The sequence below is a fragment of the Schumannella sp. 10F1B-5-1 genome, assembly GCF_006517535.1.
GTDB lineage: Bacteria > Actinomycetota > Actinomycetes > Actinomycetales > Microbacteriaceae > Schumannella.
This window is the reverse complement of sequence record NZ_VHQH01000039.1, coordinates 440775-455911: the sequence shown is the minus strand read 5'-3', so window position 1 is coordinate 455911 and position 15137 is coordinate 440775. Positions and strand designations below refer to the sequence as shown.

Genomic DNA, 15137 nt, shown 5'->3' with positions numbered 1-15137 from the left:
TGGTCGTTCGTAGACTCTCGGGGTGTCGATCTCTGCCGTGCCCGGAAACTCGAAACTCAGCGTCCGCGGTGCCCGCGTCCACAATCTGAAGGACGTCGACCTCGAGATCCCGCGGGACTCGCTCGTCGTCTTCACCGGCCTCTCCGGCTCGGGCAAGTCGAGCCTCGCCTTCGACACGATCTTCGCCGAGGGCCAGCGCCGCTACGTCGAGTCGCTCTCGGCCTACGCCCGCCAGTTCCTCGGCCAGGTCGACCGCCCCGACGTCGACTTCATCGAGGGCCTGAGCCCGGCCGTGTCGATCGACCAGAAGTCGACGAACCGCAACCCGCGCTCGACCGTCGGCACGATCACCGAGATCTACGACTACATGCGCCTGCTCTGGGCCCGCGTCGGCGAGCCGCACTGCCCCGTCTGCGGCGAGGCGATCCAGAAGCAGACCGTGCAGCAGATCGCCGACCAGCTCATGGAGCTCGAGACCGGCACCCGCTACCAGGTGCTCGCCCAGGTCGTGAGCCAGAAGAAGGGCGAGTTCGTCGACCTGTTCGCCGAGCTCAGCGCGAGCGGCTACTCCCGCGCGATCGTCGACGGCGAGATGGTGCAGCTGACCGAGCCGCCGACGCTCAAGAAGTCGTACAAGCACGACATCGCGGTCGTCGTCGACCGCCTCGTCGCCGCTGACGACATCATCGGCCGCCTGACCGACTCGCTCGAGACGGCGCTGCGCCTGACCGACGGGCTCGTGACGATCGACTTCGTCGACCGCGAGGAGAAGGCGAAGGGCCGCCGCCGCACCTTCAGCGAGAAGCTCAGCTGCCCCAACGGCCACCCGCTGCAGCTCACCGAGATCGAGCCGCGCACCTTCTCGTTCAACGCGCCCTTCGGCGCCTGCCCCGAGTGCTCGGGCCTCGGCACCAAGATGGCCGTCGACACCGACCTGCTCGTCGGCGACCCCGAGCTGACGCTCAACGAGGGCGTCATCCTGCCCTGGAACCAGGGCGGAAAGGGCCTCTACAGCTACTTCCAGCGCCTGCTCGGCGGCCTCGCCCGCGACCTCGGCTTCGATCTCGACACCCCGTGGCGCGACCTCAGCACCGAGGTGCAGCAGGCCATCCTGCGCGGCAACGACTTCGAGGTCGTCGTGCAGTGGCGCAACCGCTTCGGCCGCACCATGAAGTACTCGACCGGCTTCGAGGGCGTCATGCCCTACATCGAGCGCAAGTACCAGGAGGCCGAGAGCGACTGGTCGCAGCAGCGCTACGGCGAGTACCTGCGCGAGGTGCCCTGCCACGTCTGCGACGGGCAGCGGCTCAAGCCCGAGGTGCTCGCCGTCACGGTCGTCGGCCACAGCATCTCGGCCGTCACCGACCTCAGCCTGATCGAGGCCTACCAGCTCATGCAGACGCTCGAGCTGACCGAGCGCCAGGCGCGCATCGCCGCGCAGGTGCTGCGCGAGATCCGCCTGCGCCTCGAGTTCCTGCTCGAGGTCGGCCTCGGCTACCTCACCCTGGCCCGCGCGGCGGCGACGCTGTCGGGCGGCGAGGCCCAGCGCATCCGTCTCGCCACCCAGATCGGCTCGGGTCTGACAGGCGTGCTCTACGTGCTCGACGAGCCGTCGATCGGCCTGCACCAGCGCGACAACCGTCGCCTGATCGACACCCTCGTCAAGCTCAAGAACCTCGGCAACACGCTCATCGTCGTCGAGCACGATGAGGACACGATCCGCACGGCCGACTGGATCGTCGACATCGGCCCCGGCGCGGGCGAGCACGGCGGCGAGGTCATCCACTCGGGCGGCTACCAGGCGCTGCTCGACAACCGCAAGTCGATCACGGGCGACTACATCGCCGGCCGCCGCGCGATCGAGATGCCCGAGCGCCGCCGCAAGATCGACCGCAAGCGCATGATCGCCGTCGAGGGCGCCTCGGCCAACAACCTGCGGGATGTCACGGTCAAGTTCCCGCTCGGCGCCTTCGTGGCCGTCACGGGCGTCAGCGGCTCGGGCAAGTCGTCGCTCGTCAACGACATCCTCTACAAGGTGCTCGCCAACACGCTCAACGGCGCCAAGCAGGTGCCGGGCAAGCACAAGCGCGTCACCGGACTCGACCAGCTCGACAAGGTCGTGCACGTCGACCAGGCGCCCATCGGCCGCACCCCGCGTTCGAACCCGGCCACCTACACGGGCGTCTTCGACCGCATCCGCACCCTGTTCAGCGAGACGATCGAGGCGAAGTCGCGCGGCTACCAGCCGGGCCGCTTCAGCTTCAACGTCAAGGGCGGGCGCTGCGAGAACTGCTCGGGCGACGGCACGATCAAGATCGAGATGAACTTCCTGCCCGACGTCTACGTCGCGTGCGAGGTGTGCCAGGGTGCGCGCTACAACCGCGACACCCTGCAGGTGCACTACAAGGGCAAGAACATCGCCGAGGTGCTCGACATGCCGATCGAGGAGGCCGCGACGTTCTTCGAGCCGATCACGGCCATCCACCGCTACCTCAAGACCCTGGTGGATGTCGGCCTCGGCTACGTGCGCCTCGGCCAGTCGGCGACGACGCTCTCGGGCGGCGAGGCGCAGCGCGTCAAGCTCGCGACCGAGCTGCAGAAGCGCTCGAACGGCCGCAGCATCTACGTGCTCGACGAGCCGACGACGGGTCTGCACTTCGAGGATGTGCGCAAGCTGCTGCTGGTGCTCAACGGCCTCGTCGACAAGGGCAACACGGTCATCGTGATCGAGCACAACCTCGACGTGATCAAGAGCGCCGACTGGCTCGTCGACATGGGCCCGGAGGGCGGCTCGGGCGGCGGCACGGTGATCGCCGAGGGCACGCCCGAGAAGGTGGCCGAGAACCCCGACAGCCACACCGGGCGGTTCCTCGCCGAGCTGCTCGAGTCGGAGGCCGCGGGACGGGGTCGCCGGAAGGCCGGCTGATGGCGAGGCCCGAGCGCGCCGACGCCATCCCGTGGCGGCCGAAGCCGAGCGAGATCCCGACCCAGCCGGGCGTCTACCGCTTCCGGTCGCCGTCGGGCCGCGTGATCTACGTCGGCAAGGCGAAGAACCTGCGCCAGCGGCTGGCGAACTACTTCCAGCCGCTGCGCAGCCTGCACGACCGCACCCGCGCGATGGTGCTGACGGCGGCGAGCGTCGAGTGGACCGTCGTCGGCAGCGACTTCGAGTCGCTGCAGCTCGAGTACACCTGGATCAAGGAGTTCGATCCGCCGTTCAACGTCAAGTTCCGCGACGACAAGAGCTACCCCTACCTCGCGGTGACGATGGCCGACGAGGCGCCGCGCGTCATGGTGACGCGCAACCGCCGCATCCCGGGCGCCCGCTACTTCGGGCCGTACCCGAAGATCTGGGCGGTGCGCGAGACGATCGAGCTGATGGTGAAGGCGTTCCCCATCCGCACCTGCTCCGACTCGAGCTACAAGCGCGCGATGCAGACCGGGCGGCCCTGCTTCCCCGGCCAGATCGGCCGCTGCGGCGGGCCCTGCTCGCACAAGGTCACGATCGAGGAGCACCGCCGCGTCGTCGAGCAGTTCGTCGCCTTCATGGCCAGCCACGACCGGTCGATCATCGGCCGGCTGCAGCGGGACATGAAGGATGCCGCGGGCATGCAGGACTACGAGGAGGCCGCCAAGCTGCGCGACCGCATCCAGGCCCTCGAGAACGTGCTCGAGAAGAGCGCGGTCGTGCTGGCCGACGGCGTCGACGCCGACGTGTTCGGCATCGAGCACGACGAGCTCGCGGCGGCCGTGCAGCAGTTCGTGGTGCGCGGCGGGCGGGTGCGCGGTGTGCGCAGCTGGGTCGTCGACAAGGAGCTCGACGTGCCGCTCGGCGAGCTCGTCGACGGCGTGCTCGAGACCGCCTACGAGCGCGAGGAGCCGCCGCGCGAGATCATCGTGCCCGAGGTGCCCGACGACGTCGAGGCGCTGCAGCTGTGGCTGGGGGAGCGACGCGGCGGTCGCCAGGTCGTCATCCGCACGGCGCAGCGCGGCGACAAGCGCCAGGTGCTCGAGACCGCGACCATGAACGCGAAGCAGGCGCTCGCGCTCTACAAGACGCGGCGCACGGGCGACTACGTGGCGCGCACGCAGGCCCTCGAGGACATCCGCGACGCGCTCGGCCTGGCCGAGGCGCCGCTGCGCATCGAGTGCTACGACGTGTCGCACCTCGGCGGCACCGGGATCGTCGCGTCGATGGTCGTGTTCGAAGACGGCCTGCCGCGCAAGAACCAGTACCGCAAGTTCTCGGTGCCCGAGTACGCCGACGACACGGCCGCGCTCTACCAGGTGCTGTCGCGGCGCCTCGCCCACTTGGACGACGACCCCGAGCCCGGGTCGCCGGGGGAGCGGGGCACGACGATCGAGCTCCGCGACGAGGCCGACGACGACGTCGACGGCTTCGACGACGACGTGGATGCGCGCCTCGGCGGGGATCCCGATGAGGCCGAGTCCGACCTCGACGGCGCCGCGCCCTCCGCCGAGCAGATCGCCGACCGCGTCGCGGCCGAGACGGCGACGGGCCCGCGCAAGCGCTTCGCCTACCGTCCCGGCCTGCTCATCGTCGACGGCGGACAGCCGCAGGTCGAGGCGGCGGCCCGCGCCCTGCGCGATGCCGGCGCCGACGACATCCCGCTGGCCGGGCTCGCCAAGCGCCTCGAGGAGATCTGGCTGCCCGGCAGCGACTACCCGGTCATCCTGCCGCGCAACAGCGAGGCGCTGTTCCTGCTGCAGCGGGTGCGCGACGAGGCCCACCGCTTCGCCATCACCTTCCAGCGGCAGAAGCGCAAGGGCGGCATCCAGACCGAGCTGAGCGGCATCCCCGGCCTCGGGCCGACCCGCGTGACGGCGCTGCTCAAGCACTTCGGCTCGGTGACCCGCCTGCGCGCCGCCGACGCCGATGCGATCGGCGAGGTCAAGGGCATCGGCCCGGCTCTCGCCGCGACCATCGCGGCTAGGCTGGGCACGCGGGGAACGGCGGATGCCGTACCCGCGACCGCGGACCACGACAGCAGCCCCGGGGAGCCATGACCGACAGCGGCCACAGCACCAGCAGTCCCGACGAGCGCGAGATCCTCATCGTCACGGGGATGTCGGGGGCGGGCCGCTCCACGGTCGCCAACGCCCTCGAGGACCTGGGCTGGTACGTCGTCGACAACCTCCCACCGCAGATGCTGCGACCGCTCGCCGACCTCTCCGGCCACGCGGCCGACGCGGTCCCGAAGGTCGCCGCCGTCGTCGACGTGCGCGGCGGCCGGCTGTTCTCCGACGTGCAGCAGGCGATCGACGAGCTGCGCTCGATGGCCGAGGTGCGCGTCGTGTTCCTCGACGCCAGCGACGCCGCGCTCGTGCGCCGCTTCGAGCAGGTGCGGCGACCGCATCCGCTCCAGGGCGAGGGCACGCTGCTTGACGGCATCCACGCCGAGCGTGCGCGCATGGCCGAGCTGCGCTCGACCAGCGACGTGCTGATCGACACCTCCGACCTCAACATCCACCAGCTCGCGCGCGAGACGGCCGAGCGCTTCACGGCCGAAAACGCGGTGCGCCTGCGGCTGATCCTGCTCACCTTCGGCTTCAAGTACGGCCTGCCCGCCGATGCCGACAACGTCGCCGACGTGCGCTTCCTGCCGAATCCGTTCTGGGTTCCGGGGCTGCGCGAGCACACCGGACTCGACCCCGAGGTCTCCGACTACGTGCTCGGCCAGGAAGGCGCGCTCGAGTTCGCCGAGCGCTATGTGGCGGCGCTCGAGCCGCAGCTCGCGGGGTATCTCCGCGAGAACAAACGACACGCTACGATCGCTGTCGGCTGCACCGGCGGAAAGCACCGCTCGGTCGCGATGGCCGAGGAGATCGCCCGCAGGCTCCGCACCGCACCGGATGTGTCGGTGACCGTGAAGCACCGCGATCTGGGCCGCGAGTAGCAGCCCACCCCAGCACCGCGGCGCCCGCGCGCCGCACTTCCCCTGACATCCCGCGAGAGAGGACCCGGCGTGGCATTGACGTCCGATGTGAAGGACGAGCTGACCGCCGTGCAGGTCGGCAAGAACACGGTCCGCGCCGCCGAGCTGGCGTCGCTGCTGCGCTTCTCGGGCGGGCTGCACATCATCTCCGGCCGCATCGCGGTCGAGTCCGAGGTCGACACGCCCGCGATCGCGCGCCGCGTGCGCAAGGATCTGGCTGAGCTCTACGGCGTGCGCAGCGAGGTCGCCTCGATCGGCGCCGGCGGCGGCCGCAGCAAGGGCGAGAGCTTCGTCGTGCGCGTGATCGACGGCGGCGAGACCCTGGCCCGCCAGACCGGGCTGATGGATGCGCGCCGCCGCCCCATCCGCGGACTCCCGAACCGCCTCACCACCGGCTCCCGCGAGGAGCTCGCGGCCATCTGGCGCGGCGCCTTCCTCGCCGCGGGCACGCTCACCGATCCCGGCCGCTCGGCCGCGCTCGAGGTCGTCTGCCCGGGCAACGAGGCCGCGATGGCCCTCGTCGGCGCGGCCGGTCGTCTGCGCATCCCGGCGAAGGCGCGCGAGGTGCGCGGCATCCACCGCGTCGTCGTGCGCGACGGCGAGGCCATCTCGGCGATGCTGCGCCTCATGGGCGCCGGCAACACGGTCGACGAGTGGGAGGAGATGCGCCAGCGCCGCGAGGTGCGCGCCACCGCCAACCGCCTCGTCAACTTCGACGACGCGAACCTGCGCCGCTCGGCGCAGGCCGCCGTCGCCGCCTGCGCCCGCGTCGAGCGCGCCCTCGAGATCCTCGGCGACGGGGTGCCCGAGCACCTCCGCTACGCCGGCGCGCTGCGCCTCGCGCACCGCGACGCGAGCCTCGACGAACTCGGCCACCACGCCGACCCGCCGATGACGAAGGATGCGGTCGCCGGCCGCATCCGCCGCCTGCTCGCGATGGCCGACAAGGAAGCGACCGACCGCGGCATCCCCGGCACCGAGGCCAACGTGCCTCCGGGAGCCGAGTAGGCGCGCACCGGGAGTTCTCTGGACGTCGTTCACGGAATCCCTGAAAGGGGTCGCGGCTTTCACTACTGTGAAAGAAGAAGCCGGATGCAGTTCGAACTGGCATCCGGATCGATCCCCGAGGAGATGACATCCGAATGGCCCAGTACACGCTCCCTGAGCTCCCGTACGACTTCGCCGCGCTCGAGCCGCACATCAGCGGCAAGATCATGGAGCTGCACCACGACAAGCACCACGCCACCTACGTGGCGGGCGCCAACACCGCCCTCGAGAAGCTCGCCGAGGCCCGCGACAGCGGCGACCTCGCCAACGTCAACAAGCTCTCGAAGGACCTCGCCTTCAACCTCGGCGGGCACGTCAACCACTCGATCTTCTGGACGAACCTGTCGCCCGAGGGCGGCGGCGAGCCCGACGGCGAGCTGAAGGCCGCGATCGAGAACGACTTCGGCTCGTTCGACAAGTTCCAGGCGCACTTCACGGCCGCCGCGACCGGCATCCAGGGCTCCGGCTGGGCCGTGCTCGGCTGGGACCCGATCGGCCAGAAGCTCATCATCGAGCAGCTGTTCGACCAGCAGGGCAACACGAACCTGGGCCTCACCCCGATCTTCCAGATCGACATGTGGGAGCACGCGTTCTACCTCGACTACCTGAACGTCAAGGCCGACTACGTGAAGGCGATCTGGAACATCGCGAACTGGCAGAACGTGGCCGCCCGCCTCGACGCCGCCCGTCAGAAGACCGAGGGCCTGCTGGTACTGTCGTAAGCGGTCCGGGAACCGGGCTCAGGCCCGGTTCCCCCGACCTTCTACCACCACCCCCCACCGCCGTCACGCACGAGCTCAAGGAGAACCATGTCCGTCAAGATCGGTATCAACGGCTTCGGCCGAATCGGTCGCAACTACTTCCGTGCCGCCCTCGCCAAGGGCAGCGACCTCGAGATCGTCGCCGTCAACGACCTCACGGACAACAAGACGCTCGCGCACCTCCTGAAGTACGACTCGATCACCGGCCGTCTCGACGCCGAGGTCACCTACGACGAGGCCAACATCTACGTCGACGGCAAGGCCATCAAGGTCTTCGAGGAGCGCGACCCCGCGAACCTGCCCTGGGGCGAGCTGGGCGTCGACATCGTCATCGAGTCGACCGGCCGCTTCACCAAGGCCGACGACGCCAAGAAGCACATCGCCGGCGGCGCGAAGAAGGTCATCATCTCGGCCCCCGCCTCGGGCGAGGACGGCACCTTCGTCATGGGCGTCAACGAGTCGGAGTACGACCCGGCGACCATGCACATCCTGTCGAACGCCTCGTGCACGACGAACTGCCTCGCGCCCCTCGCCAAGGTCTTCAACGACACCTTCGGCATCGAGCGCGGCCTGATGACGACGGTGCACGCGTACACCGCCGACCAGAACCTGCAGGACGGCCCGCACAGCGACCTGCGTCGCGCCCGCGCCGCCGCCGTCAACATCGTGCCGACCTCGACCGGCGCCGCCAAGGCCATCGGCCTCGTGCTGCCCGAGCTCGTCGGCAAGCTCGACGGCTTCGCTCTCCGCGTTCCCGTGCCCACCGGCTCGGTCACCGACCTCACCGTCACCGCCTCGCGCGAGGTCACGGTCGACGAGGTCAAGGCCGCCTACAAGGCCGCCGCCGAGGGCCCGCTCAAGGGCATCCTCAAGTACACCGAAGACGAGATCGTCTCGAGCGACATCGTCAGCGACCCGCACTCGTCGATCTTCGACGCGGGCCTGCTGCGCGTGATCGGCAACCAGGTCAAGCTGACCTCGTGGTACGACAACGAGTGGGGCTACTCGAACCGCCTCGTCGACCTCGCCGAGTTCGTCGCCGCGCGTCTCTGATCCGACTGGAGAGCCCGGAGCCCGTCAGGGCTCCGGGCTCTCTCTGCAGAAAGGGAGAGCATGGCTCTTCGCACGATCGAGAGCCTCGGCGCTCTCGCGGGCACGAAGGTCCTTCTGCGGTGCGACCTCAACGTGCCGCTCAAGGACGGCGTGATCACCGACGACGGCCGCGTGCGCGCGTCGGTGCCCACCATCCAGGCGCTGGTCGAGGCCGGCGCCACCGTCATCGCGATGTCGCACCTGGGCCGCCCCGACGGCGCGCCTGACCCGAAGTACAGCCTCGCTCCCGTCGCCGCGCGACTCGGCGAGCTGCTCGGTGAGGACGTGCGCTTCGCCGACGACACCGTCGGCGACAGCGCCCGCGCGGCCGTCGACAGCGGCGCGCGTGTCGTGCTGCTCGAGAATCTGCGGTTCAACGCGGGCGAGACCGCCAAGGCCGACGACGAGCGCGCGGCCTTCGCGGCGCAGCTCGCCGAGCTCGGCGACGTGCTCGTCTCCGACGGCTTCGGCGTCGTGCACCGCAAGCAGGCCAGCGTCTACGAGCTCGCGCAGCAGCTGCCGAGCGCGGCGGGTCTGCTCATCGCCGCGGAGCTCGACGTGCTCGACCGGCTCACCGAGAACCCCGAGAAGCCCTACGCGGTCGTGCTCGGCGGTTCGAAGGTCAGCGACAAGCTCGGCGTGATCGGCCACCTGCTGCCGCGCGTCGACGCGATGCTCATCGGCGGCGGCATGCTCTTCACCTTCCTCGCGGCCCAGGGCCACCAGGTCGGCAAGAGCCTGCTCGAGGCCGACCAGATCGAGACCGTGAAGGGCTACCTGAAGGAGGCGGAGGAGCGCGGCGTCGAGCTGATCATCCCCACCGACGTCGTGGTGGCCTCGAAGTTCGGCGCCGACGCGGAGCACGTCGTGACCTCCGCCGACGCGATCGAGGACACCCCGTTCGGCGCCGAGGGACTCGGCCTCGACATCGGGCCCGAGACGGCGAAGGCCTTCGCGGCCGTCGTCGAGCGCTCGCGCACGGTGTTCTGGAACGGGCCCATGGGCGTCTTCGAGCTCGCGCCATTCGCGGCCGGCACGAAGGCGGTCGCCGAGGCGCTGACCCGGGTCTCGGGTCTCGGCGTCGTCGGCGGCGGAGACTCCGCCGCGGCCGTGCGCACGCTCGGCTTCGACGACGAACAGTTCGGACACATCTCGACAGGCGGCGGAGCGAGCCTGGAATTCCTCGAGGGCAAGAAGCTCCCCGGACTGGAGGTCCTCGGATGGCAGTGAAGCGCACCCCGTTCATCGCAGGCAACTGGAAGATGAACCTCGACCACCTGCAGGCGATCGCCTTCGTGCAGAAGCTGCACTGGAAGCTCGAAGAGGGCAACCACGACTACGCCGACGCGGAGGTCGCGGTCTTCCCGCCGTTCACCGACCTGCGCTCGGTGCAGACGCTGGCCGCCGCCGACAAGTACTCGCTCGCCTACGGCGGGCAGGACGTCTCGGCGCACGACTCGGGCGCGTACACCGGCGAGACCTCGGGCGCGTTCCTCGCCGCCCTGGGCGCCAAGTACGTCATCATCGGCCACTCGGAGCGCCGCCAGTACCACGGCGAGACCGACGAGCTCATCGCCGAGAAGGTCGCCGCGTCGCACCGTCACGGCATCGTGCCCGTGATCTGCGTGGGCGAGACCGCCGACGACCTCGAGCAGCACGGCCCCAGCGCCGTGCCGGTCGCCCAGCTGCGCACCGCCCTCGGCGGCGCGCTCAAGGCCTCGGAGATCGTCGTGGCCTACGAGCCGGTCTGGGCCATCGGCTCCGGCCAGGCCGCCACGGCGCAGCAGGCCCAGCAGGTCTGCGAGGCGCTGCGCGCCGTCGTCGCCGAGGAGCTCGGCGCCGAGGCCGCGGAGTCGACGCGCATCCTGTACGGCGGCTCGGTCAAGTCGGGCAACATCGCCGGCTTCCTGCGCGAGAAGGACGTCGACGGCGCCCTGGTCGGCGGCGCGAGCCTGCAGGTCGACGAGTTCGCCGCGATCGTGCGCTTCAAGAGCCACGTGGGCGTCTGAGCTCCGGCTCACCTGCCTCATGGCATCGGCGGGACGCGTCGCCTCGGCGCGCGGCCCGTCGCCTATACTGAACGCTGGCATTCCGGCGCCTCTTCGCGCCCGGAAGCACAGGAAAGGTCTCGCGTGGAAATCCTCCAGGTCATCGTGCAGGTGGTGCTCGGCATCACGAGCCTCCTGCTGACCCTGCTCATCCTGCTGCACCGCGGTCGCGGTGGCGGTCTGTCGGACATGTTCGGCGGCGGCGTCACCTCGAACCTCGGCGCCTCGGGCGTCGCGGAGCGCAACCTCAACCGCATCACCGTCGTGCTCGGACTCGTCTGGGTCGCGTCGGTGATCGTGCTGGGCCTCATCACCAAGTTCGACGCCGGCGCGTAAGCCCGGCCACCCGATCGAGCATCCGTCGCGCGGCGACGGAGCAAGGAGCATCAGTGGCTACCGGAGGCAGTGCCATCCGCGGATCCCGTGTCGGATCCGGACCCATGGGCGAGCAGGACCGCGGCTATCACGCGGAGCGCGTCGCCGTGTCCTACTGGGATGCGCTCGGCAACGAGACCGTGCGCTACTTCGCCGCGAACGTGCCGGCCGAGGAGATCCCCGAGACCATCGACAGCCCGAGCTCGGGTCTGCCGGCCGGTCGCGACAAGGCGAACCCGCCGCAGATGGCGAAGAACGAGCCCTACAAGACGCACCTCGCCTACGTGAAGGAGCGTCGCACCGACGAGGAGGCCGCTCAGCTCCTCGAGGAGGCGCTGCAGCAGCTGCGCGCCCGTCGCGGCACCAGCGCCGCGTCCTGAGCGCTGCGCGCCGGAGCGAGCGCAGCCCCGACGACGAAGGCCCGGATCCTCACGGATCCGGGCCTTTCGCGTGCGTGCTGCGTGGTGCGTGCTGCGCGCGGTCGCAGCGCCGGCTCAGAGCGGGTCGACCGCGTGCGCCGCCGTCCAGAACTGCTCGGGGGTGATCAGATCCTCGGGCACCTCGGCCGCGGCATCCTGGTCGACGAAGAACACCGTGCGCTTGCGCCCCTCGGCGCCGGCGGCCGGCACATCGGAGATGCTCGCGCCGGCCAGAGCCAGCCCGAGTGCACCGGCCTTGTCGGCGCCCGCGAGCACGAGCCAGATGCGGTCGGCGGCGTTGATCACCGGCAGCGTGAAGCTGAGGCGCTCCGGCGGCGGCTTGGGGGAGTCGGTCTCGGCCACGACCGTGCGGTCGGTGACATGCACGGCCGCGCGCTCGGGGAAGAGCGACGCGATGTGCCCGTCGGGGCCGACGCCGAGGAAGAGCACGTCGAAGCGCGGGTGCTCGGCGCCCTCGGGCGCCGCCGCCTTCAGCTCCGCCGCGTAGGCCTCCGCGGCCTCCTCGATCGTGGCGTGCTCGCCGGGAGCGGGCGCGGACTTGATCTGCGCGGGATCGAGCCCCAGCGCATCCAGCAGAGCGGCCTTCGCCTGGGTGTCGTTGCGATCCGGGTCGCCGCGCGGCAGGTAGCGCTCGTCACTCCACCAGAAGGTGATCTTCGACCAGTCGACGCTCTGCCGTGCGGCGGAGTCGCGGATCGCGCTGAGCACGGCCTCGCCCATGCTGCCGCCCGTGAGCGACACATGGGCCGAGCCCTGCTCCTCGAGCACGTCGATGATCTTGGTGATGAAGCGCGCGGCGACGCTGCCGGCCAGCGACGCCTTGTCGGGGTGAACCAGCACCCGCCGCTCGTTGGTCACGCCCGGTCTCCTCCCACGGTGGTGCCGAGTCGGCGCTCGAGGCGGCCGACGCCGGTCTGCACGACCTCGCCGAACAGCTCGTCCGGGTCGAGGCGGCGCAGCTCCTCTGCCAGGCAGTCGCGCAGACTGCGGCGGGGGAGCGAGATGTCGTGCGTCGGCTGTCCCGGCTGCACGAGGCTCGCGACCGTCGCGGTGATGCGCTCGAGGCGCACCTCGCCCGACGGGCGGTTCAGCACGACCTTGTGGATGCCGCTGGAGCCGTGACCGGGACCGGCCAGCTCGAGCGTCACCTCCGCGTCGAGCTGCAGTCCGAGCCAGGCGGCCAGCAGCTCGGTCGACGGCGACTGCGCGGCGCCCTCGACCTGGATCGAGGTGACCGGCTCGAAGGGCGGCTGGTCGAGCACCGCGGCGAGCTGGGCCCGCCACAGCGTCAGGCGCGTCCAGGCGAAGTCGGTGTCGCCGGGGCGGTAGGTCGCGGCGAGACGCTCGATGGACGTGTTCGGGTCGTCGGCCGTGGCCGAGTCGGTGATGCGGCGCTGGGCGATGCGGCCCAGCGGCGACTCGCTCGGGTTCTCGGGGGTCACGTGCGGCCACCACACGACGACGGGCGCGTCGGGCAGCAGCAGGCTCGTGACGAGCCCCTCCTCGTCCGACGCGGCGTCGCCGTAGGCGCGCAGCACGATGACCTCGCTCGCACCGGCGTCGCCGCCGACCCGGATCTGCGCGTCGAGACGCGCGTCCTGGATCTCGGCTCCGGCCGGGGCGGCCGTCTTGACGCCCGTGCGGGCGTCGGGGCCGAGCGACACGACGATGACGCGCATCGGGTGCTCGCGCGAGGCGTCGTTGGCGGCCTCGATGGCCTCCTCCTCCTCGCCGAGCACGGTCGAGATCACGAGCGTCAGCACGCGGCCGAGGGCGACGGCGCCGCCCTCCTCGCGGATCGACACGAGCGCCTTCGAGACCGCGCTCGTCGTGGTGTTGGGCAGATCGACGATCACGGGCGCCTCCAGACACGTCCGTCGCGGGCGAGGAGATCGTCGGCTTCCGACGGCCCCCACGTGCCGGGCTTGTACTGCTCGAGCGGTCCGCCCTGCGCGGCCCAGAACTCCTCGATCGGGTCGAGGATCTTCCAGCTCAGCTCCACCTCCTGGTGGCGCGGGAACAGCGGCGGGTCGCCGAGCAGCACATCCAGGATGAGGCGCTCGTAGGCCTCGGGGCTCGCCTCGGTGAAGGCGTGGCCGTAGCCGAAGTCCATCGTGACGTCGCGCACCTGCATGCCCGCCCCCGGCACCTTCGAGCCGAAGCGCAGCGTGACGCCCTCATCGGGCTGCACGCGGATGACGAGCGCGTTCTGGCCGAGCGCCGAGGTCTGCTCCTCGGCGAAGAGGTACTGCGGCGCGCGCTTGAACACGACGGCGATCTCGGTCACGCGGCGTCCGAGGCGCTTGCCGGCGCGCAGGTAGAACGGCACCCCGGCCCACCGGCGGGTGTCCACGTTGAGCTTGATCGCGGCGTAGGTCTCGGTGACCGACTCCGGGTTCATGCCGTCTTCGTCGAGGAAGCCGACGACCTTCTCGCCGCCCTGCCATCCGCCCGAGTACTGTCCGCGGGCCGTGGCCTTCGACAGGTCCTCATCGAGGTGCACGGCCGAGAGCACCTTCTCCTTCTCGGCGCGCAGGTCGGCGGCGTCGAACGACACCGGCTCCTCCATCGCCGTCAGCGCGAAGAGCTGCAGCAGGTGGTTCTGGATGACGTCGCGGGCCGCGCCGATGCCGTCGTAGTAGCCGGCACGCCCGCCGACGCCGATGTCCTCGGCCATCGTGATCTGCACGTGGTCGACGTAGTTGGCGTTCCAGATGGGCTCGTAGAGCTGGTTGGCGAAGCGCAGAGCCAGGATGTTCTGCACCGTCTCCTTGCCCAGGTAGTGGTCGATGCGGAACACCGAGTCGGGCGGGAACACCGACTCGACGACGGCGTTCAGCTCGCGGGCGGTCTTCAGATCGGAGCCGAAGGGCTTCTCGATCACGACGCGACGCCACTGGCCGGGCTCGCCGTTCTCGCCTCCCTTGGGCTCGGCGAGGCCGCTGCGGCGCAGCTGCTCGGTGACCTGGGGGAACGACTTCGGCGGGATCGACAGGTAGAACGCGTGGTTGCCCATCGTGCCGCGGTCGCGGTCGAGCTCGTCGAGCGTCTCCTTGAGGCGGTCGAAGGCCGCGTCGTCGTCGAACTCGCCCTGCACGAAGCGGATGCCCTGGGCGAGCTGCGCCCAGACGTCCTCGTCGAACTTGGTGCGCGCGTGCTGCTTGACGGCGTCGTGCACGACCTGGGCGAAGTCCTGGTCCTCCCAGTCGCGACGCGCGAAGCCGACGAGCGCGAAGCCCGGCGGCAGCAGACCGCGGTTGGCGAGGTCGTAGACCGCCGGCATGAGCTTCTTGCGCGACAGATCGCCGGTGACGCCGAAGATGACGAGGCCGCTGGGCCCCGCGATCCGGTTCAGGCGCCGGTCGTAGGAGACCCGGAGCGGATTCGACTCCGGGGTGATCTCAGCAGGGGCCATGC

The 15137-nt window shown here is 70.5% G+C and carries 13 protein-coding genes; 10 read left to right on the top strand and 3 right to left on the bottom strand.

Annotated features, from left to right (window positions below; translation table 11 throughout):
* The first annotated feature begins 22 nt into the window (after positions 1-22).
* From uvrA to FJ658_RS12840, 10 genes are all read left to right on the top strand, one after another.
* Positions 23-2926: an excinuclease ABC subunit UvrA gene (uvrA, locus tag FJ658_RS12885; RefSeq protein ID WP_141145766.1), complete on the top strand. Its 2904-nt coding sequence runs from the start codon at positions 23-25 to the stop codon at positions 2924-2926.
* Entirely contained in the window at positions 2926-5028 is a 2103-nt protein-coding gene (gene uvrC, locus FJ658_RS12880; protein ID WP_141145765.1) for an excinuclease ABC subunit UvrC, read from the top strand. Before uvrA ends, uvrC begins: the two co-directional genes overlap by 1 nt.
* Complete coding sequence (rapZ, locus tag FJ658_RS12875; protein WP_141145764.1) at positions 5025-5918, top strand: RNase adapter RapZ; 894 nt, start codon at positions 5025-5027, stop codon at positions 5916-5918. Before uvrC ends, rapZ begins: the two co-directional genes overlap by 4 nt.
* Positions 5919-5987: 69 nt before the next feature.
* Positions 5988-6965 (top strand): DNA-binding protein WhiA, encoded by a 978-nt coding sequence (gene whiA, locus FJ658_RS12870; RefSeq protein WP_141145763.1) that lies wholly within the window; start codon positions 5988-5990, stop codon positions 6963-6965.
* A 134-nt stretch (positions 6966-7099) separates the two neighbouring features.
* Positions 7100-7726, top strand: coding sequence for a superoxide dismutase (locus FJ658_RS12865; protein ID WP_141145762.1), 627 nt, complete (start codon positions 7100-7102; stop codon positions 7724-7726).
* A gap of 87 nt (positions 7727-7813) precedes the next feature.
* Positions 7814-8818 (top strand): type I glyceraldehyde-3-phosphate dehydrogenase, encoded by a 1005-nt coding sequence (gene gap, locus FJ658_RS12860; RefSeq protein WP_141145761.1) that lies wholly within the window; start codon positions 7814-7816, stop codon positions 8816-8818.
* A gap of 60 nt (positions 8819-8878) precedes the next feature.
* Positions 8879-10087: a phosphoglycerate kinase gene (gene pgk / locus FJ658_RS12855; protein WP_141145760.1), complete on the top strand. Its 1209-nt coding sequence runs from the start codon at positions 8879-8881 to the stop codon at positions 10085-10087.
* The gene (gene tpiA, locus FJ658_RS12850; protein ID WP_141145759.1) at positions 10078-10866 is read left to right on the top strand and encodes a triose-phosphate isomerase; all 789 of its coding nucleotides are present in this window, start codon (positions 10078-10080) and stop codon (positions 10864-10866) included. The genes pgk and tpiA overlap by 10 nt, the downstream gene beginning before the upstream one ends.
* A gap of 123 nt (positions 10867-10989) precedes the next feature.
* The gene (gene secG, locus FJ658_RS12845) at positions 10990-11241 is read left to right on the top strand and encodes a preprotein translocase subunit SecG (protein ID WP_141145758.1); all 252 of its coding nucleotides are present in this window, start codon (positions 10990-10992) and stop codon (positions 11239-11241) included.
* Positions 11242-11294: 53 nt separating this feature from the next.
* On the top strand, positions 11295-11660 hold the full coding sequence (locus tag FJ658_RS12840) for an RNA polymerase-binding protein RbpA (protein ID WP_141145757.1): 366 nt from the start codon (positions 11295-11297) through the stop codon (positions 11658-11660).
* Positions 11661-11774: 114 nt separating this feature from the next.
* Here FJ658_RS12840 and pgl read toward each other — a convergent pair whose 3' ends face one another.
* Genes pgl through zwf form a run of 3 tightly spaced genes read right to left on the bottom strand, consistent with a single transcriptional unit; the run spans position 11775 to position 15135 of the window.
* A complete protein-coding gene (gene pgl, locus FJ658_RS12835; protein ID WP_141145756.1) occupies positions 11775-12578 on the bottom strand; it encodes a 6-phosphogluconolactonase in 804 nt (267 codons plus the stop codon).
* Entirely contained in the window at positions 12575-13576 is a 1002-nt protein-coding gene (locus FJ658_RS12830; RefSeq protein ID WP_141145755.1) for a glucose-6-phosphate dehydrogenase assembly protein OpcA, read from the bottom strand. Before FJ658_RS12830 ends, pgl begins: the two co-directional genes overlap by 4 nt.
* Positions 13573-15135, bottom strand: coding sequence for a glucose-6-phosphate dehydrogenase (zwf, locus tag FJ658_RS12825; RefSeq protein ID WP_141145754.1), 1563 nt, complete (start codon positions 15133-15135; stop codon positions 13573-13575). The genes FJ658_RS12830 and zwf overlap by 4 nt, the downstream gene beginning before the upstream one ends.
* Positions 15136-15137 lie beyond the last annotated feature (2 nt).

Excerpts from the sequence above, each read along its gene's own strand:
- uvrC (WP_141145765.1), top strand. The coding sequence starts at position 2,926 with ATGGCGAGGCCCGAGCGCGCCGACGCCATCCCGTGGCGGCCGAAGCCG.
- rapZ (WP_141145764.1), top strand. The coding sequence starts at position 5,025 with ATGACCGACAGCGGCCACAGCACCAGCAGTCCCGACGAGCGCGAGATC.
- FJ658_RS12865 (WP_141145762.1), top strand. The coding sequence starts at position 7,100 with ATGGCCCAGTACACGCTCCCTGAGCTCCCGTACGACTTCGCCGCGCTC.
- gap (WP_141145761.1), top strand. The coding sequence starts at position 7,814 with ATGTCCGTCAAGATCGGTATCAACGGCTTCGGCCGAATCGGTCGCAAC.
- pgk (WP_141145760.1), top strand. The coding sequence starts at position 8,879 with ATGGCTCTTCGCACGATCGAGAGCCTCGGCGCTCTCGCGGGCACGAAG.
- tpiA (WP_141145759.1), top strand. The coding sequence starts at position 10,078 with ATGGCAGTGAAGCGCACCCCGTTCATCGCAGGCAACTGGAAGATGAAC.
- zwf (WP_141145754.1), bottom strand. The coding sequence starts at position 15,135 with ATGGCCCCTGCTGAGATCACCCCGGAGTCGAATCCGCTCCGGGTCTCC.